At 62.7% G+C, this 23,222-nt stretch carries 19 protein-coding genes, 1 pseudogene and 1 riboswitch; of the genes and pseudogenes, 9 read left to right on the forward strand and 11 right to left on the reverse strand.

Annotation, left to right across the window (positions count from 1 at the left end; all coding sequences use genetic code 11):
* Window positions 1-76 precede the first annotated feature (76 nt).
* The 3 genes and pseudogenes from ACIPZF_RS06420 to ACIPZF_RS06430 all read left to right on the forward strand — a co-directional run.
* Window positions 77-1,657, forward strand: a pseudogene (locus tag ACIPZF_RS06420) (flavin monoamine oxidase family protein); the annotation flags it as partial.
* 214 nt (window positions 1,658-1,871) lie between these two features.
* Complete coding sequence (locus tag ACIPZF_RS06425) at window positions 1,872-2,423, forward strand: cytochrome b (RefSeq protein ID WP_400796630.1); 552 nt, start codon at window positions 1,872-1,874, stop codon at window positions 2,421-2,423.
* A 31-nt stretch (window positions 2,424-2,454) separates the two neighbouring features.
* Window positions 2,455-3,033 (forward strand): YceI family protein, encoded by a 579-nt coding sequence (locus ACIPZF_RS06430; protein ID WP_400796633.1) that lies wholly within the window; start codon window positions 2,455-2,457, stop codon window positions 3,031-3,033.
* 62 nt (window positions 3,034-3,095) lie between these two features.
* Here ACIPZF_RS06430 and ACIPZF_RS06435 read toward each other — a convergent pair whose 3' ends face one another.
* The 5 genes from ACIPZF_RS06435 to ahcY all read right to left on the reverse strand — a co-directional run bounded on the left by ACIPZF_RS06435 (window position 3,096) and on the right by ahcY (window position 9,604).
* Window positions 3,096-4,985: a DEAD/DEAH box helicase gene (locus ACIPZF_RS06435; protein WP_400796636.1), complete on the reverse strand. Its 1,890-nt coding sequence runs from the start codon at window positions 4,983-4,985 to the stop codon at window positions 3,096-3,098.
* Window positions 4,986-5,205: 220 nt separating this feature from the next.
* On the reverse strand, window positions 5,206-5,994 hold the full coding sequence (locus ACIPZF_RS06440) for a substrate-binding periplasmic protein (protein WP_400796639.1): 789 nt from the start codon (window positions 5,992-5,994) through the stop codon (window positions 5,206-5,208).
* A gap of 45 nt (window positions 5,995-6,039) precedes the next feature.
* Window positions 6,040-7,116 carry a hypothetical protein gene (locus tag ACIPZF_RS06445; RefSeq protein WP_400796642.1) on the reverse strand — a complete coding sequence of 359 codons (1,077 nt, stop codon included), beginning with the start codon at window positions 7,114-7,116 and terminating at the stop codon, window positions 6,040-6,042.
* Window positions 7,117-7,209: 93 nt separating this feature from the next.
* Entirely contained in the window at window positions 7,210-8,055 is an 846-nt protein-coding gene (gene metF / locus ACIPZF_RS06450) for a methylenetetrahydrofolate reductase [NAD(P)H] (RefSeq protein ID WP_400796645.1), read from the reverse strand.
* A 139-nt stretch (window positions 8,056-8,194) separates the two neighbouring features.
* Complete coding sequence (ahcY, locus tag ACIPZF_RS06455; RefSeq protein ID WP_400796647.1) at window positions 8,195-9,604, reverse strand: adenosylhomocysteinase; 1,410 nt, start codon at window positions 9,602-9,604, stop codon at window positions 8,195-8,197.
* Between the two features lie 20 nt (window positions 9,605-9,624).
* Window positions 9,625-9,722: riboswitch (S-adenosyl-L-homocysteine riboswitch) on the reverse strand.
* Between the two features lie 179 nt (window positions 9,723-9,901).
* Between ahcY and ACIPZF_RS06460 the strand changes: the two genes are divergently transcribed.
* The gene (locus ACIPZF_RS06460; protein WP_027592453.1) at window positions 9,902-10,303 is read left to right on the forward strand and encodes an acyl-CoA thioesterase; all 402 of its coding nucleotides are present in this window, start codon (window positions 9,902-9,904) and stop codon (window positions 10,301-10,303) included.
* Between the two features lie 97 nt (window positions 10,304-10,400).
* Here the strand turns inward: ACIPZF_RS06460 and ACIPZF_RS06465 are convergent, their stop codons facing one another.
* Window positions 10,401-11,636: a cation:proton antiporter gene (locus ACIPZF_RS06465; RefSeq protein WP_400796652.1), complete on the reverse strand. Its 1,236-nt coding sequence runs from the start codon at window positions 11,634-11,636 to the stop codon at window positions 10,401-10,403.
* A gap of 417 nt (window positions 11,637-12,053) precedes the next feature.
* Here ACIPZF_RS06465 and ACIPZF_RS06470 point away from each other — a divergent pair, with 417 nt between their 5' ends.
* Window positions 12,054-12,887, forward strand: coding sequence for an EamA family transporter (locus ACIPZF_RS06470; protein WP_400796655.1), 834 nt, complete (start codon window positions 12,054-12,056; stop codon window positions 12,885-12,887).
* Between the two features lie 28 nt (window positions 12,888-12,915).
* Window positions 12,916-13,302 carry an MAPEG family protein gene (locus tag ACIPZF_RS06475; RefSeq protein ID WP_400796657.1) on the forward strand — a complete coding sequence of 129 codons (387 nt, stop codon included), beginning with the start codon at window positions 12,916-12,918 and terminating at the stop codon, window positions 13,300-13,302.
* A gap of 101 nt (window positions 13,303-13,403) precedes the next feature.
* Here ACIPZF_RS06475 and ACIPZF_RS06480 read toward each other — a convergent pair whose 3' ends face one another.
* Window positions 13,404-14,555 carry a murein transglycosylase A gene (locus tag ACIPZF_RS06480; RefSeq protein ID WP_400796660.1) on the reverse strand — a complete coding sequence of 384 codons (1,152 nt, stop codon included), beginning with the start codon at window positions 14,553-14,555 and terminating at the stop codon, window positions 13,404-13,406.
* A gap of 115 nt (window positions 14,556-14,670) precedes the next feature.
* On the opposite strand from ACIPZF_RS06480, the gene ACIPZF_RS06485 reads away from it, so the two are divergent.
* Window positions 14,671-15,117, forward strand: a complete 447-nt coding sequence (locus ACIPZF_RS06485; protein WP_400796663.1) for a c-type cytochrome — start codon at window positions 14,671-14,673, stop codon at window positions 15,115-15,117.
* A gap of 95 nt (window positions 15,118-15,212) precedes the next feature.
* Here ACIPZF_RS06485 and ACIPZF_RS06490 read toward each other — a convergent pair whose 3' ends face one another.
* The 4 genes from ACIPZF_RS06490 to ACIPZF_RS06505 form a co-directional block, all read right to left on the reverse strand.
* The gene (locus tag ACIPZF_RS06490) at window positions 15,213-15,599 is read right to left on the reverse strand and encodes a DUF1090 domain-containing protein (RefSeq protein WP_400796666.1); all 387 of its coding nucleotides are present in this window, start codon (window positions 15,597-15,599) and stop codon (window positions 15,213-15,215) included.
* Window positions 15,600-15,730: 131 nt separating this feature from the next.
* Window positions 15,731-17,425 carry an NAD-dependent DNA ligase LigB gene (gene ligB / locus ACIPZF_RS06495; RefSeq protein WP_400796668.1) on the reverse strand — a complete coding sequence of 565 codons (1,695 nt, stop codon included), beginning with the start codon at window positions 17,423-17,425 and terminating at the stop codon, window positions 15,731-15,733.
* Between the two features lie 142 nt (window positions 17,426-17,567).
* Window positions 17,568-18,758 carry a methionine adenosyltransferase gene (gene metK, locus ACIPZF_RS06500; RefSeq protein WP_400796671.1) on the reverse strand — a complete coding sequence of 397 codons (1,191 nt, stop codon included), beginning with the start codon at window positions 18,756-18,758 and terminating at the stop codon, window positions 17,568-17,570.
* A gap of 19 nt (window positions 18,759-18,777) precedes the next feature.
* The gene (locus ACIPZF_RS06505) at window positions 18,778-19,770 is read right to left on the reverse strand and encodes an ArsR/SmtB family transcription factor (RefSeq protein ID WP_400796674.1); all 993 of its coding nucleotides are present in this window, start codon (window positions 19,768-19,770) and stop codon (window positions 18,778-18,780) included.
* Between the two features lie 227 nt (window positions 19,771-19,997).
* Between ACIPZF_RS06505 and tkt the strand changes: the two genes are divergently transcribed.
* Entirely contained in the window at window positions 19,998-21,995 is a 1,998-nt protein-coding gene (tkt, locus tag ACIPZF_RS06510) for a transketolase (protein WP_400796677.1), read from the forward strand.
* A gap of 153 nt (window positions 21,996-22,148) precedes the next feature.
* Window positions 22,149-23,210 (forward strand): erythrose-4-phosphate dehydrogenase, encoded by a 1,062-nt coding sequence (gene epd / locus ACIPZF_RS06515; protein ID WP_400796679.1) that lies wholly within the window; start codon window positions 22,149-22,151, stop codon window positions 23,208-23,210.
* Window positions 23,211-23,222 lie beyond the last annotated feature (12 nt).

Consider the following 23,222-nt stretch of genomic DNA (forward strand, 5'->3'; position numbering starts at 1 on the left):
CGTATTCTTAACGCATCATCGCTCGGGGCAGTCCTGCCTCTTCCCATTTCTGCAAGTCAACTCGGAGTTCGCCATCATGGCTGCTGCTTGGGTGCGCCTGTGCGCGTTGGTATTGATCGGTGTGTCCAGCGGCGCCGCGCTGGCAAAGGACAAGACACCTACGGCAATCGTGGTGGGTGGTGGCCTGGCAGGCCTGACCGCAGCTTACGAGCTGCAGAGCAAGGGCTGGCAGGTGACCCTGCTGGAAGCCAAGGCGGGCATGGGTGGCCGCTCGGGCCTGGCGACCAGCGAATGGATCGGTAACAGCAAGGCCCAGCCGGTGCTCAACCAGTACCTCGACCGTTTCAAGCTGGAGACACTGCCAGCGCCCGAATTCGTGCGTACCCCGGGTTACCTGATCGACGGTGAGTATTTCAGCGCCAGCGATCTGGCCACCAAGCAGCCTGCGACTGCCGAGGCCCTCAAACGCTACGAGAAAACCCTCGACGACCTGGCCCGCTCGATCGATGACCCGCTCAAGCCTCAGGCCACCAGCACGCTGTTCGCCCTCGATCAGATGAACGTGTCGACCTGGCTCGACAAGCTGCAGTTGCCGAGCACTGCGCGGCAGTTGGTCAACCAGCAGATCCGCACCCGCTACGACGAGCCATCGCGCCTGTCGCTGCTGTACTTCGCTCAGCAGAACCGCGTCTACCGTGGTGTCAGCGACCGTGACCTGCGCGCTGCGCGCCTTCCCGGCGGCAGTCCGGTGCTGGCCCAGGCCTTCGTCAAACAGCTGAAAACCATCAAGACCAGCTCGCCGGTCACCGCCATCGTCCAAGACAAGGACGCTGTGACGGTCAAGGTCGGCAGCACCAGCTACCAGGCCGATTACCTGGTCATGGCCGTGCCCCTGCGTGCCCTGGCCAAGATCCAGATCACCCCGGGTCTGGATACCCAGCACGTGGCGGCGCTCAGAGCCACCAACTACGGTTGGCGCGACCAGCTGATGCTCAAGTTCAAGCAGCCGGTGTGGGAAAGCCGGGCGCGGATGTCGGGTGAGATCTTCAGCAATACCGGCCTGGGCATGCTGTGGATCGAGCCGGCGCTCAAGGGTGGCGCCAACGTGGTGATCAACCTTTCAGGTGATAACGCTCGCCTGTTGCAGGCATTCGGCGACAAGCAGATGGTCGACCAGGTGCTGATCCGCCTGCACGCGTTTTATCCACAGGCACGCGGTGCGTTTACGGGCTATGAGGTCAAGCGCTACAGCGCCGATGCGGGTATGGGCGGCGCCTACCTGGCCTATGGGCCAGGGCAGATCAGCAAATACTGGCGGCTGTGGGAGCGTCCGGTGCAGCGCATCGCGTTTGCCGGCGAGCATACCGACGCGCTCTACCCAGGCACCCTCGAAGGTGCTCTGCGCAGTGGTCAGCGTGCTGCCGGTCAGGTGCAGGATCTGCTGGCTGGCAAATCGTTCGACCTGTTCAAGGCGCCTACTGTCGCGGCCCCGGCTGTGCCGTCGAAGAAAGAGGGCGGCTTTTTCTCGAACATGTTCGGAGGCGGGGCGGACAAAGGTGACAAGGCCGATGCGGCGCCTGCCAAGTCTGAGCCGGCAAAGACTGAAGCGTCTGTGAATGACAAGCCAGGGTTCTTCTCGCGCCTGTTCGGTATGGCCAGCTGAGTTGCTGTCAGCTGCCTCTTCGCGGGTTGAACTGCGAAGAGGCCGCTGCTGACAGGGGGAAATTCTCCTACTATCGTTAATGTTTCCTTAATAGCGAACTAGCAGACTAACTATCAGATTTTTCGATTATCCAAAGCAGTTTTTTGTGCTTTTATTCGATACGTTACGCGTTAGTCTGTGCTCAGCTTTCACGGGGAAACACGTCATCATGCAACTGCGCAACTCAACCTCTCGCTATGGCGTGGTCAGCATTGTCCTGCACTGGGGCGTTGCGCTGGCAGTCTTCGGCCTGTTCGGCCTGGGCCTGTGGATGGTGGGCCTCGACTACTACAGCCCGTGGCGCAAATCCGGCCCAGACCTGCACAAGAGCATCGGCCTGGTACTGCTGGCCGTCATGCTGCTGCGTGTGCTGTGGCGCTTCATCAGCCCACCGCCTCCGGCGCCGGCCAACCATGGGGCATTGACCCGCATGGCCGCCAAACTGGGGCATCTGGCGCTGTACCTGGGGCTGTTCGCGGTGATGATCGCCGGTTATCTGATCTCCACTGCAGACGGTGTCGGTATTCCAGTGTTCGGCCTGTTCGAAGTACCTGCGCTGATCAGCGACCTGCCTGATCAGGCGGACCTGGCTGGCGTGATTCATCTGTGGCTGGCCTGGGGCTTGGTGATCTTCGCCGTGCTGCATGCCCTGGCCGCGCTGAAGCATCATTACATCGACCGTGACGCGACCCTGACCCGCATGCTGGGCCGCAAAGCTTGACTCTCAACCTCAATTGCAAGGAATAGAAAGGATGTTGAAAAAGACTTTTGCCGCTCTGGCGCTCGGTACCGCACTGCTCTCCGCTGGCCAGGTAATGGCAGCTGAATACAAGATCGACAAGGAAGGCCAGCACGCCTTCATCGACTGGAAAATCAGCCACCTGGGCTACAGCTTCATTCACGGTACCTTCAAGGACTTCGATGGCGCCTTTACCTGGGACAGCGCCAAGCCTGAAGCCAGCAAGATCAACGTCGACCTGAAAACCGCCAGCTTGTGGTCGAACCACGCCGAGCGTGACAAGCACATTGCCAGCGCTGACTTCCTCGACGTCAAGAAGTATCCAGAAGCCAAGTTCGTGTCCACCGCCGTCAAATCGACCGGTGCTAAAACCGCTGACGTGACCGGCGACCTGACCCTGCACGGTGTGACCAAGCCGGTCACCTTCAAGGCCACCTTCAATGGCGAAGGCAAGGACCCGTGGGGCGGTGAGCGTGCTGGCTTCAACGCCACCACTACCCTTAAGCTGAACGACTTCGGCATCAAGGGCCCAGGCGATACTTCGCAGACCCTGGACCTGGATATCAGCGTCGAAGGCGTGAAGCAGAAGTAACACAACGCTTGAGCCATAAAAAACGCCGCCCCTTGGGGCGGCGTTTTTTATTTGTGGCGACGTTACGAGCCTTTGCGCGTCAGCAGTGCTGGGCGCTCACCGCGCGGGCGGCTTGGCAGGTCGTCCAGCTGCTCAGGCGTCGGGTAACGATCGAGCTTGGATTCCTTGCGGATGATCACTGGCTGATTCTGCGGCTCACGCGAGCTGCGCACTGCGGGTTCCTGACGCGAAGCGTCATCGCGACCCGCCGAGCGGTTGCGGCCGCCGCCATTGTTGTCGCGACGTGCACCACCATTGTTGTTGCGTGGTGGGCGTTTCTCACCACTGGCACTGCGCGGCTGGCTACCATTGCGGCCTTGGCCACCACCGTTGCTGCTGCGTTGGTTGTTGGCTTGGCCCTGCTGACCCTGGCCTGCACCTGGACGACGGTTGCGACCTTGGTTTTTGCCGTTCTGGTACGGGCTGACATAGTCGGCGCGGTTACCGAAGTTGTCGATGTCGTCGTCACGGAACTCATCGGGCGCACGGTCATCTTGCGCCTTCGGCACGCTGTTCTGGCCGGCTTGCTGCTGACGCGGCTTCTTGTCGCGCGGTTTGCGCGGCTGTTGCTGCTTGTCGGCGGCCTTTTCCTTGTCGGCAGGTTTGTCGGCGGCGTGCTGCTTGGCCTTGCCTTTATCCTTGCCCTTGTCCTTGCGGCCACCGTTGGCGTCTTTGCCGCCATCACCCCGGGCCTGCTGATTGCGGCCACCGCGGCCGTTGTTCTGCGGGCGTTCGCGTACTTCAGGCTTCTCGGCTTCCACCTGGCTTGCGTCGAAGCCCATCAGGTCGCCATCGGCGATCTTCTGCTTGGTGACCCGCTCGATGCTCTTGAGCAGCTTTTCTTCATCCGGCGCGACCAGGGAAATGGCCTCGCCCGAACGGCCGGCACGGCCAGTACGGCCGATGCGGTGAACGTAGTCTTCCTCGACATTCGGCAGTTCGAAGTTGACCACGTGCGGCAACTGGTCGATGTCCAGGCCACGTGCGGCGATGTCGGTGGCGACCAGCACGCGCACGCTGTTGGCCTTGAAGTCGGCCAGGGCTTTGGTGCGAGCGTTCTGGCTCTTGTTGCCGTGGATCGCAGCGGCAGTCAGGCCGTGCTTTTCGAGGTACTCGGCCAGGCGGTTGGCGCCGTGCTTGGTGCGGGTGAACACCAGTACCTGTTCCCACGCACCCAAGGTGATGAGGTGTGCCAACAGCGCGCGCTTGTGGCTGGCGGGCAGGCGATACACGCGCTGCTCGATGCGCTCGACCGTGGTATTCGGCGGGGTGACCTCGATGCGCTCCGGGTTGTGCAGGAGCTTGTCGGCCAGGTCGGTGATGTCTTTGGAGAAGGTCGCCGAGAACAGCAGGTTCTGGCGCTTGGCCGGGAGGCGGGCAAGGACCTTCTTGACGTCGTGGATGAAGCCCATGTCGAGCATTCGGTCGGCTTCATCGAGGACCAGGATTTCAACGTGGGCCAGGTCGACCTTGCCTTGGCCGGCCAGGTCGAGCAGGCGGCCCGGGCAGGCCACGAGGACGTCGACGCCCTTGGCGATGGCCTGGATCTGCGGGTTCATGCCAACCCCGCCGAAGATGCAGGCGCTGACCAGCGGCAGGTCACGGGCGTACACCTTGAAGCTGTCATGTACCTGCGCCGCCAGTTCGCGGGTCGGGGTCAGGACCAGTACGCGGGGTTGGCGTGGGCCATGGCGCTGGGATTTGTCCGGGTGGCCTGCCGGGAACAGGCGCTCCAGGATCGGCAGTGCAAAACCGCCGGTTTTACCAGTACCTGTCTGTGCGGCGACCATCAGGTCGCGGCCTTGCAACACGGCGGGAATCGCCCGCTGTTGCACCGGAGTCGGCTGGGTGTAGCCCGCAGCCTCGATAGCGCGGACAAGAGCCTCGGAGAGACCGAGGGAAGCAAAGGACATGGGCAATCCTGTTCTCGTGTGGGCTGGGCCCGTAGGGATGTTCTGCCTGGCGCGACGGGCATCGGAGGGATGCGATCGCGTCCGGTCCAGCTGGGCTTTCACTGCACATCCGGAAAACGGAGGGTGGACGCCAAGGAGGGCGTCGATGCCGATCGGGATGCCTGTTGCGAGGCCGAGCGTCCGGGCGTGAGCCGGGCGGGAAGGCCCGAGTATAACAGAGCTAGCGCGGCGTGCTGCTTTCCTGCTGCTCAACGGCGTCAGGAAGATGGCTGGTGTCGCCGATGTAGCGTTCGATTATCGCCAGGTAGCTGGGTTCCTGCTTGAAGCGGCGCAACTCGGCGCTGAATGCCTGGGCCAGTTCCTCGCGGCCGGGTTTGCGCGCCAGCCCCAGGTATTGGGCTTGACGGCTGATCACCAGCGGCAGTTCCTCGACCTGCTGCTCCAGGCCGAGTTGTCGGCGCAGGTAGCGCCCGACCAGGCGATCGGTGACCAGCAAATCAATGCGCCCCAGCTTCAGTTTGCCAAAGTTGGCTTCATGGCTGGGGGCGGCTTCGCGCCGAAAGCCCGGCGCATCAGTGAATTCGGCGCCGTAGGCATAGCCGGGCGAGGTGCCCACGGTCAGGCCGGTGAGGTCGCTCAACTGGTGGATGGCATGGCGCTGGCGGCTGGACTGGTACAGCACGAACTCGACATCCGACATCGGTTCGAGCGGATAGACCAGGTACGCCTTGCGCGACTCGACCATGAAGATGTCCATGACGCCGTCGGCCTGGCCGTGCTCGATCATGGCCAGGCAGCGCTTCCACGGCAGGAACTGCCATTCCACTTCTATTCCCAGGCGTTTGAGCACTTCAGTGGTGACTTCGTAGTCGATGCCCTTGGTTTGGCCGGCATCCCGATAGACATAAGGTGCCCAATCGTCGGTAACCAGGCGCAAGCGTTCGCCCTGCGCCAACGGGCTCAGGCAGGCGAGCAGCAGGATGCAGAGCAAGTTGACGATGTGCGGCATGGCGCGAGATTACGCGCTCGTACAAGCCAAAACCAGTGCTGCGGCTCAGGGTTGGGAAGCCCTCAGCAAATGTGCCTCGATGTCCTTGCGCCGAGCGCCGAGCGACAGACGCAGGCCTGGGTGGCGCAGGCACTGGCGCAGTTGCTCGGGTTCCATGCGGCCGTAGCGCTCATTGAGGTTTTGCAGCGCCTTGTCCCACCATGCCGGTGCACAGGCACGGTCGAACTCGTTGGGGTAGGGGTAGCTGCCATACAGCAGCTCGCGAGCGAACTGCCGTTCGCGGCTGGGCATGGTCATGCTCAGGGCCTTGTAGCCCAGGCGCTGCAGGGTAGGTGGGCGCGGCAGCTGGTCGTTTACCAGCAGCACATCGGCCAGCGCGGCAGCGCTCAAGGGCTGGTGCCCATGCTTGCGCAGCCAAGCCTGGATCTTGGCCCGGAACTGAGCCTTGCGGCTCCAGTAGTGATGGATCACGTCGGTGCATTCGGCCAGCGCCAGTGTGCGATAGGCCGCCACGGCCAGGCAGAACTCTTCCAGCGTGTAGGCTGCACGGGCCAGCGGATGGAATTCGTCCATCATGGCGATGGAGTGCTCGAGGATGCCGGCGTCGTCTGCGGTAAGGCCGATCACGCCGGAATTGACCAGGGGCATCTGGCAGTCTGCCAGGCCGCGGTCCTGCAGAATGGTCAGCAGGTTCTTGTACAGCAGACACTTCTGGTTTTCGCCGTAGCGCCCGCCGAACGCGTTGCACAGTAGCGTGCCGGATTTGACCCGCTGGAAGAGTCGCAGCGGCGACGTGCGGAAGAACGTGTCGGTGTCGATGAGTACGGCCAGCGGATGCTGCTGCAGCACCTGGCGCATGAGCACATGCTTGCTGCGGAAATGATACCCGTGGGGTTGGTTCCAGGCTTGGCGGGTTGCCTCATCGAGCAGGTGAACGGTAACCGGCAGCTGATCATAGGGCTGTGGGTTGTCGGTAAAGACCTGGATGTCGATGGCTTCGCCCGCTGCCGCGTCCAGGTGCGCCAGGGCGCTGACGATGCTGAAGCAGGCTTCCTGATGATAGGTGGAAGGGCCGAAGGCCAGGTAGACCAGCTGAGGGCGCGAAGGCGAGAGAGACTGCATGGCTGGCAAAACCTGTGGGAACCAGAAGTAAATAAGGCCTTAGTCTATGACTAAAGCCTTAAGCATTTCTGAACGGGACTTTGCCAAAAAGTTTCAGCGAGGCAACTTCAGGTTGTTCCAGATCGCCAGGCTCGCTTCTGCCTGGTTCAGGGTATAGAAGTGCAGGCCCGGTGCGCCGCCTTGCAGCAGTTGTTCGCACATGCGGGTGATCACTTCTTCGCCGAAGGCCTGGATGCTGGCGTTGTCGTCGCCGTAGGCTTCCAGTTGCTTGCGGATCCAACGTGGGATTTCTGCACCACAAGCGTCGGAGAAACGCGCCAGCTTGCTGTAGTTGGTGATCGGCATGATGCCGGGCACGATCGGGATATCCACGCCCAGCTTCTGCGCGCGCTCGATGAAGTAGAAATAGCTGTCGGCATTGAAGAAGTACTGAGTGATGGCGCTGTCGGCACCGGCCTTGACCTTGTGCACGAAGTTGGCCAGATCGGCCTCGAAGTTGCGTGCCTGGGGGTGCATCTCCGGATAGGCGGCCACTTCCAGGTGGAAATGGTCGGCGCTTTCCTGGCGGATGAACTCGACCAGGTCGCTGGCATAGCGCAGTTCACCACTGGCCATACCCATGCCCGACGGCAGGTCGCCACGCAGGGCGACGATGCGCTTGATGCCGGCAGCCTGATACTGGGCCAGCAGTGCGCGCAGCTCGTCCTTGGTATCGCCGACGCACGACAGGTGCGGCGCGGCCGGAACCTTCACTTCGTTTTCCAGCTGCAGCACGGTGTTCAGGGTGCGGTCGCGGGTCGATCCACCGGCACCGTAGGTGCAGGAGAAGAAGTCCGGGTTGTACGCGGCCAGCTGGCGAGCCACGCCCATCAGCTTTTCGTGACCGGCATCGGTCTTGGTCGGAAAGAATTCGAAACTGTAGCGGCGTTCTTGTGACATCTCTGTTTCCTCAGCTGCAAGCCATGGGCCGCGAGCTGCAAGTAAAAGCCAGGGCGGTGGGGGCCGGCCTGGCTTGGGCATCGATCAAGATTCAACGACTACAAGCGCCAGGCTGCATGCACCTGGCGCTCGCCACGGCTTAGTAGCGGTAGGCGTGTGGCTTGAACGGGCCTTCGACGGTCACACCGATGTAGTCGGCTTGCTGCTTGGTCAGTTTGGTGACCACGCCGCCGAAGCCGCGGACCATTTCCAGGGCCACTTCTTCGTCGAGTTTCTTCGGCAGCACTTCAACGGTCAGACGCTCGGCTTTCTTCTCGGCCGACAGGTCGGCGAACTTCTGCTCGAACAGGAAGATCTGCGCCAGCACCTGGTTGGCGAACGAACCGTCCATGATGCGGCTTGGGTGGCCGGTGGCGTTACCCAGGTTGACCAGGCGGCCCTCGGCCAGCAGGATCAGGTAATCGTCGTTCTGTGCGTCGAAGTCGCCAGCGCCGGTACGGTGGATCTTGTGCACCTGTGGCTTGACCTCTTCCCACGCCCAGTTCTTGCGCATGAAGGCGGTGTCGATCTCGTTGTCGAAGTGGCCGATGTTGCAGACCACCGCACGCTTCTTCAGGGCCTTGAGCATGTTGGCATCGCAGACGTTGACGTTACCGGTGGTGGTGACGATCAGGTCGATCTTGCCCAGCAGCGCCTTGTCGATGCTGGCTTCGGTGCCGTCGTTGACGCCGTCGATGAACGGCGAGACCAGCTCGAAGCCGTCCATGCAGGCCTGCATGGCGCAAATCGGGTCGACTTCGGTGACCTTGACGATCATGCCTTCCTGACGCAGCGACTGGGCCGAGCCCTTGCCCACGTCACCGTAGCCGATCACCAGCGCCTGCTTGCCGGACAGCAGGTGGTCGGTGCCGCGCTTGATGGCGTCGTTGAGGCTGTGACGGCAGCCGTACTTGTTGTCGTTCTTGCTCTTGGTGACCGAGTCGTTGACGTTGATCGCCGGGACTTTCAGCTCGCCCTTGGCCAGCATGTCCAGCAGGCGGTGCACGCCAGTGGTGGTCTCTTCGGTGACGCCGTGGACGCGGTCGAGGACGGCCGGGTATTTCTTGTGCAGCAGCTCGGTCAGGTCGCCGCCGTCGTCGAGGATCATGTTGGCGTCCCATGGCTGGCCATCCTTGAGGATGGTCTGCTCCAGGCACCACTCGTACTCTTCCTCGGTTTCACCCTTCCAGGCGAACACCGGGATGCCGGCGGCGGCGATGGAGGCAGCGGCCTGGTCCTGAGTGGAGAAGATGTTGCAGGACGACCAGCGTACTTCGGCACCCAGCGCAACCAGGGTTTCGATCAGCACGGCAGTCTGAATGGTCATGTGGATGCAGCCCAGGATCTTCGCACCCTTGAGCGGCTGCTCGGCGAGGTACTTGCGACGCAGGCCCATCAGGGCAGGCATTTCCGATTCGGCGATGATGGTTTCGCGACGACCCCAGGCGGCCAGGGAGATGTCGGCGACCTTGTAATCGTTAAAACCTGCAGGCGTGTTTACAGCGCTCATGAGAGCCTCCATTCGTAGTGTGCGAATGGGCGCCGTTGTGCGTTCAAGCGACCGCATGAGCGGACAACGCCCCATCCGAGCCTGACAGGTCGAACCTGCTGCAGCGCCCCTCGGACAGGTGGCGGGCATGGCGCCGCTGTGGGCCGCCATGTAAAACGGCAGGGATTATAGCCTTGGCGGGAGTCATCGCCCAAGGTTTTCTGTCGATTAATCGAGACGATAGTCGATGTTCAATGGAGAGCCAGCGGCCGCTCTGCCATCATTACTGCACGTTAGCCAAGCCGCTCAGGAGTACAGATGAACTTTCACACCCGCAAATGGGTTAAACCCGAAGATCTCAATCCCAACGGCACATTGTTCGGTGGCAGCCTGCTGCGCTGGATCGACGAAGAGGCGGCGATCTATGCCATCGTCCAGCTCGGCAATCAGCGCGTGGTGACCAAGTACATGTCGGAGATCAACTTCGTCAGTGCTTCGCGCCAGGGCGACATCATCGAACTGGGCATTACCGCCACCGAGTTCGGCCGTACTTCGATCACCCTCAAGTGCGAAGTGCGCAACAAGATCACCCGCAAGAGCATCCTGACGGTCGACAAGATGGTCTTCGTCAACCTGGGCGAGGATGGCATGCCGGCAGCGCACGGGCGGACCGAGATCAAGTATGTGCAGGACCAGTTCCCGGACAGTGCAGTGGAATAAGACCTGTATTCACCGCTTCGCGGGCAAGCCCGCTCCCACAGGGGCCTGCGCTGTCCATGTGGGAGCGGGCTTGCCCGCGAAAAGGGCGCAACCTATCTCAAGGCTGCGCGCTGACCTTGCGCACGACGCGGCCGACGCTCAACCCCTGCACCAGGATCGACGACAGCACCACGATGTAGGTGATCGACAGCAACAGGTCCCGTTCCTCACCCAGCGGCAGCGACAGCGCCAGCGCTACCGACACACCACCCCGCAAACCACCCCAGGTCAGTACCCGGATGGTGCCCTTGGGCACGCTGCGCCAGCGCCGCAGCAGCAGGATCGCCGGTGCCACGGTCAGCAGCCGCGACAGCAGTACCGCCAGTGCCAGTACACTGCCTGCCGCCAGGTGCAGCCAGTTGAACGGCAGCAGCAACAGTTCCAGGCCGATCAGGGCGAACAGCAGGGCGTTGAGCATGTCGTCGATCAACTCCCAGAACCCGTCCATGTAGCGACGGGTCATGTCGTTCATCGCCAGGTTGCGCCCCAGGTTGCCGATGATCAGGCCGGCCACGACCATCGCGATCGGCGCCGAAACGTGCAGCTCATAGCACATCGCCGAGCCGCCGATGACCAGCGCCAAGGTCAGCATGACTTCGACCTGATACTGCTCGACGCTCTTGATCATGCGGTAGGTGGCGTAGCCGATCAGGCCGCCGAACACCACGCCGCCGATGGCTTCGCGGGCGAACAGGATCGCCGTGTCGCTGATGCTGGGCGTCTCACCCAACTGGATGATGCCGAGCAGCACGGTGAACACCACCACTGCAGTGCCATCGTTGAACAGCGACTCGCCGACGATGGTGGTCTTCAACGGCTTGGAGGCATTCGCGGTGCGCAGCGCGCCGAGCACGGCGATCGGGTCGGTGGGGGAGATCAATGCGCCAAACAACAGGCAATAGATCAGCGGCAGGTTCCAGCCGAACAGCCCGAACACCCATTGCGAAAGGTAGCCGATCACCACGGTGGCGATCAGCACGCCTATCGTTGCCAGCAGCCCGATCGGCCAGCGGTAGCTGCGCAAATCGTTGAGGTTGACATGCAGTGCGCCGGCGAACAGCAGGAACGCCAGCATCCAGTGCATCAGCAGGTCATTGAAGTCGATCTGGTTCATCAAGCCTTCGACGCGTTCTTCCAGGCCGGGGAAGCCGATCAGGCTCAGGCCCTGCAATATCAGGGAGAACAGCAAGGCGGTGACCATCACGCCGATGGCGGGGGGCAGGCCGATGAAACGGTAGTTTACGTAGGTGAGGAGGGTGGTGAGGCAGATAAACGCGGCAACTAATTCAAGCATCCCAGGTCCTGTACAAATGGCTTCCAAGTCGTAACCCGAATGGCTCGGGCAGTTCTTTGATGACCTGGCGAGGGGTTCGGGGCACAGGATTTGACTGGAATTAGTGGGAATGTTCCATTTGCTTGTCTTGAGCCTTGTTGCGCCCTTGAGATCGAGCGCCGCCCGCGCGGCGCATCGCGGATGAATCCGCTCCTACGGTCTACCTTCGGCCAGTTATGTCTGGCACATTTTCACTGTCCGCCTGGTGTATACGACTCGATATCGACGCGTGCGCCAAGACTGACAGCCCAGATGCCGCAGGCATAACTGGCCAGAGGTAGACCGTAGGAGCGGATTCATCCGCGATGCGCCGCGCGGGCGGCGCTCGATCTCAAGAGCGCCAAAAAACTTTCGACATGCACAAGGACCCCCGAAGCCGTGCTGGCAACTTCCCTGGTACTAGTCGCCGCGCTGCTGCACGCGACCTGGAACACCCTGATCAAATTCAGTGGCGAGCGCCTGCTGGTCATCGCCAGCATGGACCTGGTGGCGCTGGCGTTCGCCGTCCTCGCCGTGGCCTTCGTCGACCTGCCGCCTGCCGAGATCTGGCCCTGGCTGATCGCCTCGGCGCTGGCGGAGCAGTTGTACCGGGTCCTGCTGATCAAGGCCTACCGCGTCGGCGACCTGGGGCTGGTCTATCCTCTGATGCGCGGGCTGTCGCCGCTGGTGGTGCTGGGGTTGACCCTGGCGTTCGCGGGCGAGTCGCTCAGCCAGCAGCAGATCATTGGCATCCTGCTGATCCCCTGTGGCATGGCCTGCCTGCTGTGGCAGGGCGGTGGGGGCGATCGGTTGCCCTGGTCGATGCTGCCGGTGGTAGCGCTGATCGGCCTTTGCATTGGCTGTTACACCTGGTTCGACGGGCAGGCCGTGCGTCTGTGGGGCAAACCCTGGGATTACCTGGTGTGGCTGACCCTGCTCAGTGCCTGGCCGTTTCCACTGTTGGCCGGTGTGGCGCGGCGGGCGCCGTTCGTGCTGTTCTGGCGCCTGCAGTGGCGTCTGGGTTTGGCCGTAGGGTTTTGCGTGCTGTTCAGCTACGCGCTCGTGCTATGGGCCATGCACCTGGGCTCGGTGGCAGAGGCGGCCGCATTGCGGGAATTGAGCGTGATCCTGGTGGTGCTGCTGGGCATGCGCTACCTCAAAGAACCTTTTGGCGGGCCGAGACTCCTAGCTTGCGGGCTGGTGCTGGCAGGCATGCTGGTGATGAAGCTCTAACCTCTCTATTGAACAAGGAGTCCTGTCCATGACCGTTGCCCTGTGGTGCATCCTCATCGCGTTGTTCCTCGCACCGCTCTGCGCGTTGATCGCCAAGGTGTCCAGCGGCCGCTTCGGCCTCAAGGACAATCACGACCCGCGTGCTTTCCTCGACACGCTGTCGGGCCTGCCGCGCCGCGCCCATGCTGCGCAGCAGAACAGCTACGAAGCGTTTCCGGCTTTCGCGGCGGCGGTGCTGGTGGCCGACATCGTCGGCAATGCCGAGCAGGTGACCCAGGACGTGCTGGGGGTGATGTACATCACCAGCCGGCTGCTCTACATCATTTGCTACCTGGCGGACTGGGCGGCGTTGCGATCGCTGGTGTGGTTTGCCGGGTTGGCGCTGATCGTGTCGTTCTTCGTCGTCTCCGCCTGAAAGCTGGTGCAGCCCCTGTGGGAGCGGCTTTAGCCGCGAACACCGGCGAAGCCGGTGCCATGCACTGCGGCGCTTGCTTCGCGGCTGAAGCCGCACCCACCTCAAGGAACCTTTGGCACTTCAGGCAGGGGCTTGCCCTTCGGCCACAGCATCCAGATCTGCCCCTGCTGCTTCATGTTGCCCGCCAGTTCACCGGCCTCAGGCCCGGTGCCCCAGAACAGGTCCGCGCGCACCTCGCCGGTAATCGCACCGCCGGTATCCTGGGCGCCCACTGGCCGTACCACCGGTGTGCCGTCAGGGCGGGTGGTCGATAGCCACAGCAAGCTGCCCAATGGGATCACCTTGCGGTCGATGGCCACGCTGTAGCCGGCGGTCAGCGGCACGTTGAGCGAGCCGCGCGGGCCTTCGTTGCTGTCCGGACGAGTACTGAAGAACACATAGCTGGGGTTGCTGGCCAAAAGCTCCGGCACCCGCTGTGGGTTGGCCTGGGCCCAGGCGTGAATGGCGCCCATGCTTACGTCTTCCTTCTTCAGCTGGCCCTGCTCGATCAACCAGCGGCCGATCGGGCGGTACGGGTGGCCGTTCTGGTCGGCGTAACCCAGGCGCAGTTGCCGGCCATTTTCCAGCGCGACCCGTCCGGAGCCCTGGATTTGCAGGAACTGCAGGTCCATGGGATCAGTCAGCCAGGCCAGTACCGGGGCCTTGACGCCATCGCGGTAGATCGTTTCGGCGGTGTCGTAGGGCTTGAGTACCCGACCATCGAGGCGGCCGCGCAGGCGCTTGCCCTTGAGTTCGGGATAGACGCTGGCCAGGTCGACCACGATCATGTCGTCCGGAATGCCATACACCGGCACCTGGGCGGCATCGGTGCGTTGCAGGCTGCCGGGGTAGACCGGTTCGTAATAGCCGGTGATCAGGCCAGTCGCGCTGTTCTCGGCCGAGCGCAGGCCGTACACCTGCAGGTTCTGTTCAAGGAACGTGCGCACCTGATCGGCGCTTGCGGTATCGCTGCCGGCTGCTTCGCACGTGGCTGCCCACACCGGGTCGCGCTTGAGTTTTTCGCAACCGCTGCGCCAGGCGTAGAAGCCGCTCAGCAGATCGTCGTCGCTGACCGCAGGCAGGTCTTTCCAGGTGGCTGGGCTGTAGGTTGCGATGGCATGAGGCTCGGGCTGGGCGTTTTCGCCGCCATTGCAGCCGGCCAGCAAAGCCAGGGCCGGCAGCGCCCAGGCGAGTTGGCGCAGAGCAGATTTCATGAATGAATCCTTGGAGGGCAACAGATGAAAGTTGCCCGTAGCGTTCGTAAGGGTATTGGTCTTTGTCGAGCGGGCGAGGATACTGTGGCCCCTTTGGGCTGCCAATGTGACCGTGATGTTCAAATGTTTCACCGCCGTGCTGCTGATCAGCCTGTCCCTGGTCGCTTGCGACCGTGTCGATCCTAACTCACCGCTGGGGCAGCGCAAGGCGATCTTCAAGCAGATGCTCAAGACCAGCGAAGACATGGGCGGCATGCTGCGTGGGCGGTTGCCGTTCGACGGCGCGAAGTTCGCCGATGGCGCGGTGAAACTCGATGGCCTGGCCCATGCGCCGTGGCAACATTTCCCACAGCTGAAGGATGAGGGTGAGAGCAGTGCCCTGCCTGAGGTGTGGGAGCGTCAGGCGCGTTTCCAGGAGTTGGCGCAGGCGTTGGAAGGGGTGACGGGCGAACTGCTGACGGTGACGCGCAAGCAGCCATTGGATATGGCGATGCTCAAGGCACCCATGGATAAGGTCGAGGCAGCTTGCAAAGCCTGCCACACGGAGTTTCGCAATCACTGACGCACCAGCCAGCGGTCGATGGGGCGCTGGTTGGCGCACGTGACGGAAGTCTCTTTGAACCCGGTCGGTTTCCTCTCGCGTTTAGCGATCCTGAGTCATCGCTCCAGGTCGTCCACCGCTTCCTGCAGCTCCTTCTTCGCCTCGGCCAGTTTGTCCTTGCGCTTGTTGATCTTCTCAGGATCGCCCTTCTTCATTGCCTTGTCCAAGTCCTTGGTGCGCTGGTTGACCTCATGACGAGCATCGAGCACCTTCTGTTCACGCTCTTTGCGCAGACCTGCGTCGGTGCAGTTCGCTGCGACTTCGCTCAGGGCCTTTTCAAGGCCAGCCTGCTGCTCACTGTTGCCGTGCGCCTTGGCCTGTTCGATCTGTTCGCTGATGGCTTGGCGCTTGGCGGCGCAACCGGTCAGGGCCGGTCGGTCTTCGGCGGCGTGTGCCGACAGGGCGAAAGTCGCCAACAGGAAAAGGGTGGAAATACGTTTCATGAAAAGCCTCCTGCAAGGGGCGGGGCAGCAAAAAGTGAGGAAATCCTGCCTTGATTTTGCTGATTTATAAACCCTTGGTCGGCTTTTGAGGCTGATATCCAGCAATATTCCATGCATCTCATGCCGGTGATTCATTGCAAGTCCACGTCATCTGACGGCCGGAAGCCATCGATCCCTCTGTCGCCCAGCAGCGTGGCCATGTGTTGAACTTCGGAATTGGCGAAGAAATTCGCAAGTTGCTTGGCGCGAGTTTCGCCTATGCCGGGCAAGGCTTGCCAGGCGCTGACGGACCGGCTGGCCAAGGTTGGCCAGTTCTCATCCTTCTGTACATGAATCGAGGCAGGTGCACCCAGACCCTTCACCCATTGGCTGAAAGGCCTGCTGCGGGCAAGTTCGAAACTGCGCTGCAGCTGTGCGGCGCTTCGCTCACTGATGCCTGGAACTGTCCTTAACTGCTGGGTATCGAGTAGCAACCAGTCCGTTAGCGATGTCACTAGGCCGGCTTCGACCAGTCGCCGCCAGTTGCCGGGCCCCATGCCTGGTATGGCCAGTCCTTGCTTGCCCCCGAGCCAGACTAGGCGGGCAATGAATTGTTCTTCACAGACTTCGCTGGCTTGCCAGCAGGTGTGTGGGCCGTAGCGTTCCAATTCGGGCACAGTTAGCGGCTGCCGCTCCACGGCGCGGTGAATTACCTGGTCGAAGCGAGGAATGGTCAGCCCGGCCAGGCTGATTGCGATCTGATCGCCCGGGCGGATATCGAGCGTTTGCCAGCGGGCCAGCGAACCCAGGCTGACCTGGCTGATGCGGCGATCATCCAGGGTGACCGGCTGCAACTTGAGCAGCGGGGTGACCCTGCCGGTGCGGCCGATGCGAAAGCGCACGTCGCGCACCTCTGCCAGTGCCTGGGCGAACGGGTATTTCCAGGCGGCGATCCAATAGGGGGTATTGGCCTGCCAGCGTTCGGCGGCCGGGCGGCTGTCCTGGCGCAGAATCACGCCGTCCGTGGCGAAGGGCAGCGGCGAGCGATACCAGTGCTGTCGCCAGTATTCGGCCTCGTCCACGCCGGTCACGGCGACACTGTAGTGCTGGCTGTCGGGGAATCCCAAGACAGCCAGCTGTGCCAGGCGCTCGGCCTGATTATCGGGGCCTTGCGGCCAGTCCCAGACGAACAAACCAATGCTGGCACCCTGCTCACGACTGAGTTGCTTGCGTGCCAGCAGCCCAGCCACCCCGCCACGGGCGTTGGCGCTGCCAGCCTGGGCCTGCACATGCCCCTCCAGGCGCAAATACAGTTCACCCTGCAGCACCAGGTCGAGCGGTTGCGGCAATTCCTGGTTGATGCTGCCCAGCACAGCGAGATGGCGGCTCCAGTCATGCCCATGAATGCCATCCCCCCGGCTTAGCAGCCGTATCAGCCGCCCTTGCCGATAGATCAGCGTGGTGGCAACGCCGTCGACCTTCGGCTGCAGCCACACGCCTTGCTTGCCGGCCAGCCACCGAGTCACGGCCTTTTCGTCAGGGAGTTTTTCAACGCCCGTATGCGCCACCGGATGGGCAACCGGGCCGCGCGCGCTGGCCAGCGAATCCAGTTCGCCATCGACCGCAAAGCAGCGTTGCAGGCCCATCAGGCGCTGGCGGCTTTGGTCGTAAAGTTCATCGGATACCAACGACTCGCCAAGGCGATGGTAGTGGTCGTCCCATTGGCCAAGGGTTTCGCGCAGCTGGCTGACCTCCGCTTGCGCTCGCCCTGATGACCAGGTCGGGCAGTCGAAGGCCAGGGCCGCAGGGGCCAGTAACAGCAATAGCATCAGCAATGTGAAAGGCATGGCCAGCATCCTTGCTTGGCAAAGTGGAAGCCTCAGCCTAGGCAAATGAGCCTGTCCATGCCCTGCGCAGTTGTCAGCCGATATGTCACAAAAAAGCCCCTGCCGATCACTCGGCAAGGGCTTTCATCTACCGCTGTAGGAATTACAGCCCGGCAGCGTCACGCAGCGATTGGGCGCGGTCGGTACGCTCCCAGGTAAAGGTGGTGAAGGTGTCGTCGCCGACGGTCTTCTGCTGTGGTTCGCGGCCGAAGTGGCCGTAGGAAGCGGTTTCCTGGTACATCGGGTGCAGCAGGTCGAGCATCTTGGTGATGGCGTACGGGCGCAGGTCGAAGCACTCGCGTACCAGCTGGATGATCTTGTCGTCGGAGACCTTGCCGGTGCCGAAGGTGTTGATCGAGATGGAGGTCGGCTGAGCGACGCCGATGGCGTAGGACACCTGAATCTCGCAACGCTCGGCCAGGCCGGCGGCGACGATGTTCTTGGCCACGTAGCGGCCGGCGTAGGCGGCGGAACGGTCGACCTTGGATGGGTCCTTGCCGGAGAACGCGCCACCACCGTGGCGGGCCATGCCGCCGTAGGAGTCGACGATGATCTTGCGGCCGGTCAGGCCGCAGTCACCCACCGGGCCGCCGATGATGAAGTTGCCGGTCGGGTTGATGTGGTACTGGGTGCCCTTGTGCAGCAGCTCGGCCGGCAGGGTGTGCTTGACGATCAGCTCCATCACCGCTTCCTGCAGGTCTTTTTGCGAGACTTCAGGGTTGTGCTGGGTCGACAGGACGACGGCGTCGATGCCGACGACCTTGCCGTTCTCGTAGCGGCAGGTGACCTGCGACTTGGCGTCCGGACGCAGCCACGGCAGCAGGCCGGACTTGCGCGCTTCGGCCTGGCGCTCGACCAGGCGGTGCGAGAAGCAGATCGGCGCCGGCATCAGCACGTCGGTTTCGTTGCTGGCATAGCCGAACATCAGACCCTGGTCGCCAGCACCCTGGTCTTCCGGCTTGGAGCGGTCGACGCCCTGGGCGATATCCACCGACTGCTTGCCGATGATGTTCATCACGGCGCAGGTGGCACCGTCGAAGCCGACGTCGGAGCTGTTGTAGCCGATGTCGATGATGACTTTACGCACCAGATCTTCCAGGTCGACCCAGGCCGAGGTGGTGACTTCGCCGGCGATGATGGCGACACCGGTCTTGACCAGGGTTTCACAGGCCACGCGGGCATATTTGTCCTGGGTGATGATGGCATCCAGCACCGCGTCCGAAATCTGGTCGGCGATCTTGTCCGGATGCCCTTCGGACACGGACTCGGAGGTGAAAAGGGAGTATTCGCTCATCTCGACGGGTTCCTAAAATTTACCGATGGTGTGTGTCGCCAGCCGTCCGCTGAAAATGCCGGACCTGGATCTGGAAACCGTTACGCAAGCCCACATAGAGGCTGTCCCCCGGGGCCAGCCCGGCAGCGTTGGCCCAACGGGCCAGGTCGTCCTGTTCGAAACCGAGCCAGAGGTCGCCGCAGGCTTCCCGCGCCCACCCCTGGTCATGGCTGCACAGTTCGGTGACCAGCAGGCTGCCGCCCGCCTTCACCCGTTTGGCCAGCTGGCGCAATGCCAGGGCCGGGTCGCTGAAATGGTGCAGGACCATGTTCAGCACAACGCAGTCGGCTTCCACATCCGTTGCACCCAGTGCATCGGCCAACTGCAGGTTTACGTTATCCAGGCGCTCGCGTTCGCAGACCTGGCGCGCCAGCTCGAGCATGGTCGGGCTGTTGTCCAGGGCCGTGACGGTGGCGAAGCGCTGGGCCAGGTCAGGCAGAAAGCCGCCGTCACCGGGGCCGACTTCCAACGCGCTGGCGGCTGGCTCGAAATTCAGTGTGTCGAGCAAGGCCAGCAGGCTTTCGCGGTATTGCGGCAGACCGGCGATCAGGTCCTGCTGGGCGCGGAATTTCTCTTCCACGCGCAGGAAGAAATCCTGGCTGGTGGCGGCGCGGCGCAGTTGCACCTGGGCGATGCGCGCCTGCACATCCTGCGGCAAGCTCAGTTCGTCCACCTCTTCGAGCAGCGCCGTGTGCAAACGTCCGCCGAGGCGGTGGCAGTCGGGCAGGGCGCGGCGGTAGAAGATCGCGTTGCCTTCACGTCGCGTGGCTACCAGTTCGGCCTGAGCCAGCACTTTGAGGTGGTGGCTCATGCCCGATTGGCCGATGTCGAAAATCTGCGCCAGCTCCAGCACCCCGAACGAGTCGCTGGCCAGGGCGCGCAAGACGTTCAGGCGCAACTCGTCGCCACTGGCTTTGCACAGGGCGGCCAGGGCGTCGCTTTGCTGAGGAATGGATTGCGCGCGAAGGTTCATGGTGCGGCAGTCTAGACAGGCAAGGCGGCACCCGCAAGGTCAATATCAAAAAGTTTTGATATTGGCGGATGGGCGGAGCGGCTGGCCGGTTTTTCCGCCGGATTGGCGGTCAATCACAGGAAATTCCCCCAACTGCGACCATCCGTCATTGCCCCCGGCCCCCGCAGTGGGCGAAAATGGTCGCCTTTTTTCGTAACACCACCTATTCAAGCCCCAGGAGATAAGCGATGCCCAGCCGTCGTGAACGTGCCAACGCCATTCGTGCCCTCAGCATGGATGCCGTGCAAAAGGCCAACAGCGGCCATCCAGGTGCCCCCATGGGCATGGCGGATATCGCCGAAGTGCTTTGGCGCGACTATCTGAAGCACAACCCGAGCAACCCGAACTTCGCCGATCGCGACCGCTTCGTGCTGTCCAACGGCCATGGCTCGATGCTGATCTACTCGCTGCTGCACCTGACCGGCTACGACGTCACCGTCGATGACCTCAAGTCGTTCCGCCAGCTGCACAGCCGTACCCCGGGCCACCCTGAATTCGGCTACACCCCAGGTGTCGAGACCACCACCGGTCCGCTGGGCCAGGGCCTGGCCAACGCCGTGGGCTTCGCCCTGGCGGAAAAGGTACTGGGCGCCCAGTTCAACCGTGAAGGCCACAACATCGTCGACCACAACACCTACGTGTTCCTCGGCGACGGCTGCATGATGGAAGGCATTTCCCACGAAGTCGCCTCGCTGGCCGGCACCCTGGGCCTGAACAAGCTGGTCGCCTTCTATGACGACAACGGCATCTCCATCGACGGTGAAGTCGAAGGCTGGTTCACCGACGACACGCCGAAGCGCTTCGAGTCGTACAACTGGCTGGTGATCCGCAACGTCAACGGCCACGACGCCGATGAAATTCGCACCGCCATCGAGACTGCGCGCAAGAGCGACCGTCCGACCCTGATCTGCTGCAAGACCATCATCGGTTTCGGCTCGCCGAACAAGCAGGGCAAGGAAGACTGCCACGGCGCTCCGCTGGGCAACGATGAAATCGCCCTGGCCCGCAAAGAGCTGAACTGGAACCACGGCCCGTTCGAAGTGCCTGCCGACATCTACGCCGAGTGGGATGCCAAAGAAGCTGGTGCCAAGGCCGAAGCCGAGTGGAACCAGCGTTTCGACGCCTACGCCGCCGCCTTCCCGGAACTGGCCGGTGAGCTCAAGCGCCGTCTGAGCGGCGACCTGCCGGCCGACTTCGCCGAAAAGGCCTCTGCCTACATCGCTGAAGTCGCTGCCAAGGGTGAAACCATCGCCAGCCGCAAGGCCAGCCAGAACACCCTGAACGCCTTCGGCCCGCTGCTGCCGGAACTGCTCGGCGGTTCGGCCGACCTCGCCGGCTCCAACCTGACCCTGTGGAAAGGTTGCAAGGGCGTCAGCCATGAAGATGCCAACGGCAACTACATGTACTACGGCGTGCGCGAGTTCGGCATGACCGCGATCATGAACGGCGTTGCCCTGCACGGTGGCCTGGTGCCTTACGGCGCGACCTTCCTGATGTTCATGGAGTACGCGCGCAACGCCGTGCGCATGTCCGCTCTGATGAAGCAGCGTGTGATCCATGTCTACACCCACGACTCCATCGGCCTGGGCGAAGACGGCCCGACTCACCAGCCGATCGAGCAGCTGACCAGCCTGCGCAGCACGCCGAACCTGGATACCTGGCGCCCAGCCGACGCCGTCGAGTCGGCGGTGTCCTGGAAGCACGCCCTGGAGCGCAAGGACGGCCCGTCGGCGCTGATCTTCTCGCGCCAGAACCTGCAGCACCAGGACCGCGATGCCCAGCAGATCGCCGATATCGCCCGTGGCGGTTACGTGCTCAAAGACTGCGCCGGCGAGCCTGAGCTGATCCTGATCGCCACCGGTTCCGAAGTGGGCCTGGCCGTGCAGGCATTCGACAAACTGAGCGAACAAGGCCGCAAGGTGCGCGTCGTGTCGATGCCGAGCACCAGCGTGTTCGACGCCCAGGACGCTGCCTACAAGCAGTCCGTGCTGCCGCTGGAAGTCGGTGCGCGCATCGCCATCGAAGCCGCCCACGCCGACTTCTGGTACAAGTACGTCGGCCTGGAAGGCCGTATCATCGGCATGACCACCTACGGTGAATCGGCTCCGGCCAGCGCACTGTTCGAGGAATTCGGTTTCACCCTGGACAACATCCTCGGTACCGCCGAAGAGCTGCTGGAAGACTGATGTAACGATCTGCGGGCGGTGTCGCCCCCGTTCGCGGGCAAGCCCGCTCCCACAGGGATACATGCAAACCCTGTGGGAGCGGGCTTGCCCGCGAATAGCGGCACCGCAGATACCGCAGGCTGACTACAAAACGATCTGTTCCGTGAGTCCCGCATGCCCCACCCGCGTCCCTACAAAGTTGCACTCAACGGTTACGGCCGCATCGGCCGCTGTGTCCTGCGCGCACTGTTCGAGCGTGGGGCGAAGGCCGGCTTCGAGATCGTCGCGCTGAACGACCTGGCCGACCAGGCCAGCGTGGAATACCTGACACGCTTCGACTCCACCCACGGCCGCTTCCCCGGCGAAGTGCGGGTCGACGGCGATTGTCTGCATATCAACGGCGACTGCGTGAAAGTCTTGCGCAGTGCCACCCCCGAAGGTGTCGATTGGGCTGCCCTGGACATCGACCTGGTGCTGGAGTGCTCCGGTGCTTACAACACCCGCGCCGATGGCCAGCGTTTCCTCGATGCCGGCGCCCCGCGCGTGCTGTTTTCGCAGCCCATGGCCAGCGAGGCCGATGTCGATGCCACAGTGGTCTACGGCATCAACCAGGATTGCCTGACCGGCACCGAACAGCTGGTGTCCAATGCGTCTTGCACCACCAACTGCGGCGTGCCGCTGCTACGTGTGCTGGACCAGGCGTTCGGCATCGAGTACGTGCAGATCACCACCATCCACTCGGCGATGAACGACCAGCCGGTGATCGACGCCTATCACCACGAAGACCTGCGCCGCACGCGCTCGGCCTTCCAGTCGGTGATCCCGGTGTCCACGGGGCTGGCGCGCGGCATCGAGCGTCTGCTGCCGGAACTTGCCGGGCGAATCCAGGCCAAAGCGGTACGCGTGCCGACGGTGAACGTCTCGTGCCTGGACATCACTCTGCAGACCGCCCGCGACACCAGCGCGGCCGAAGTCAACCGGGTGTTGCGCGAGGCAGCGCTGGAAGGCCCGCTGAAAGGCCTGCTGGCCTACACCGAGCTGCCCCACGCCAGCTGTGATTTCAACCATGACCCGCATTCGGCGATCGTCGATGCCAGCCAGACCCGCGTCTCAGGCCCCCGCCTGGTGAACCTGCTGGCCTGGTTCGACAACGAATGGGGTTTTGCCAACCGTATGCTCGACGTTGCCGAACACTATCTGCACGTCGTCCAACCAACCCGCACCAAACAGCCCTGAAGGACTGCATTC

The organism is Pseudomonas sp. NPDC089752, from assembly GCF_044748725.1.
Lineage (GTDB): Bacteria > Pseudomonadota > Gammaproteobacteria > Pseudomonadales > Pseudomonadaceae > Aquipseudomonas.

Excerpts from the sequence above, each read along its gene's own strand:
- ACIPZF_RS06425 (WP_400796630.1), top strand. The coding sequence starts at position 1,872 with ATGCAACTGCGCAACTCAACCTCTCGCTATGGCGTGGTCAGCATTGTC.
- ACIPZF_RS06430 (WP_400796633.1), top strand. The coding sequence starts at position 2,455 with ATGTTGAAAAAGACTTTTGCCGCTCTGGCGCTCGGTACCGCACTGCTC.
- ACIPZF_RS06435 (WP_400796636.1), bottom strand. The coding sequence starts at position 4,985 with ATGTCCTTTGCTTCCCTCGGTCTCTCCGAGGCTCTTGTCCGCGCTATC.
- ACIPZF_RS06440 (WP_400796639.1), bottom strand. The coding sequence starts at position 5,994 with ATGCCGCACATCGTCAACTTGCTCTGCATCCTGCTGCTCGCCTGCCTG.
- ACIPZF_RS06445 (WP_400796642.1), bottom strand. The coding sequence starts at position 7,116 with ATGCAGTCTCTCTCGCCTTCGCGCCCTCAGCTGGTCTACCTGGCCTTC.
- metF (WP_400796645.1), bottom strand. The coding sequence starts at position 8,055 with ATGTCACAAGAACGCCGCTACAGTTTCGAATTCTTTCCGACCAAGACC.
- ahcY (WP_400796647.1), bottom strand. The coding sequence starts at position 9,604 with ATGAGCGCTGTAAACACGCCTGCAGGTTTTAACGATTACAAGGTCGCC.
- ACIPZF_RS06460 (WP_027592453.1), top strand. The coding sequence starts at position 9,902 with ATGAACTTTCACACCCGCAAATGGGTTAAACCCGAAGATCTCAATCCC.
- ACIPZF_RS06465 (WP_400796652.1), bottom strand. The coding sequence starts at position 11,636 with ATGCTTGAATTAGTTGCCGCGTTTATCTGCCTCACCACCCTCCTCACC.
- ACIPZF_RS06475 (WP_400796657.1), top strand. The coding sequence starts at position 12,916 with ATGACCGTTGCCCTGTGGTGCATCCTCATCGCGTTGTTCCTCGCACCG.
- ACIPZF_RS06480 (WP_400796660.1), bottom strand. The coding sequence starts at position 14,555 with ATGAAATCTGCTCTGCGCCAACTCGCCTGGGCGCTGCCGGCCCTGGCT.
- ACIPZF_RS06485 (WP_400796663.1), top strand. The coding sequence starts at position 14,671 with ATGTTCAAATGTTTCACCGCCGTGCTGCTGATCAGCCTGTCCCTGGTC.
- ACIPZF_RS06490 (WP_400796666.1), bottom strand. The coding sequence starts at position 15,599 with ATGAAACGTATTTCCACCCTTTTCCTGTTGGCGACTTTCGCCCTGTCG.
- ligB (WP_400796668.1), bottom strand. The coding sequence starts at position 17,425 with ATGCCTTTCACATTGCTGATGCTATTGCTGTTACTGGCCCCTGCGGCC.
- metK (WP_400796671.1), bottom strand. The coding sequence starts at position 18,758 with ATGAGCGAATACTCCCTTTTCACCTCCGAGTCCGTGTCCGAAGGGCAT.
- ACIPZF_RS06505 (WP_400796674.1), bottom strand. The coding sequence starts at position 19,770 with ATGAACCTTCGCGCGCAATCCATTCCTCAGCAAAGCGACGCCCTGGCC.
- tkt (WP_400796677.1), top strand. The coding sequence starts at position 19,998 with ATGCCCAGCCGTCGTGAACGTGCCAACGCCATTCGTGCCCTCAGCATG.
- epd (WP_400796679.1), top strand. The coding sequence starts at position 22,149 with ATGCCCCACCCGCGTCCCTACAAAGTTGCACTCAACGGTTACGGCCGC.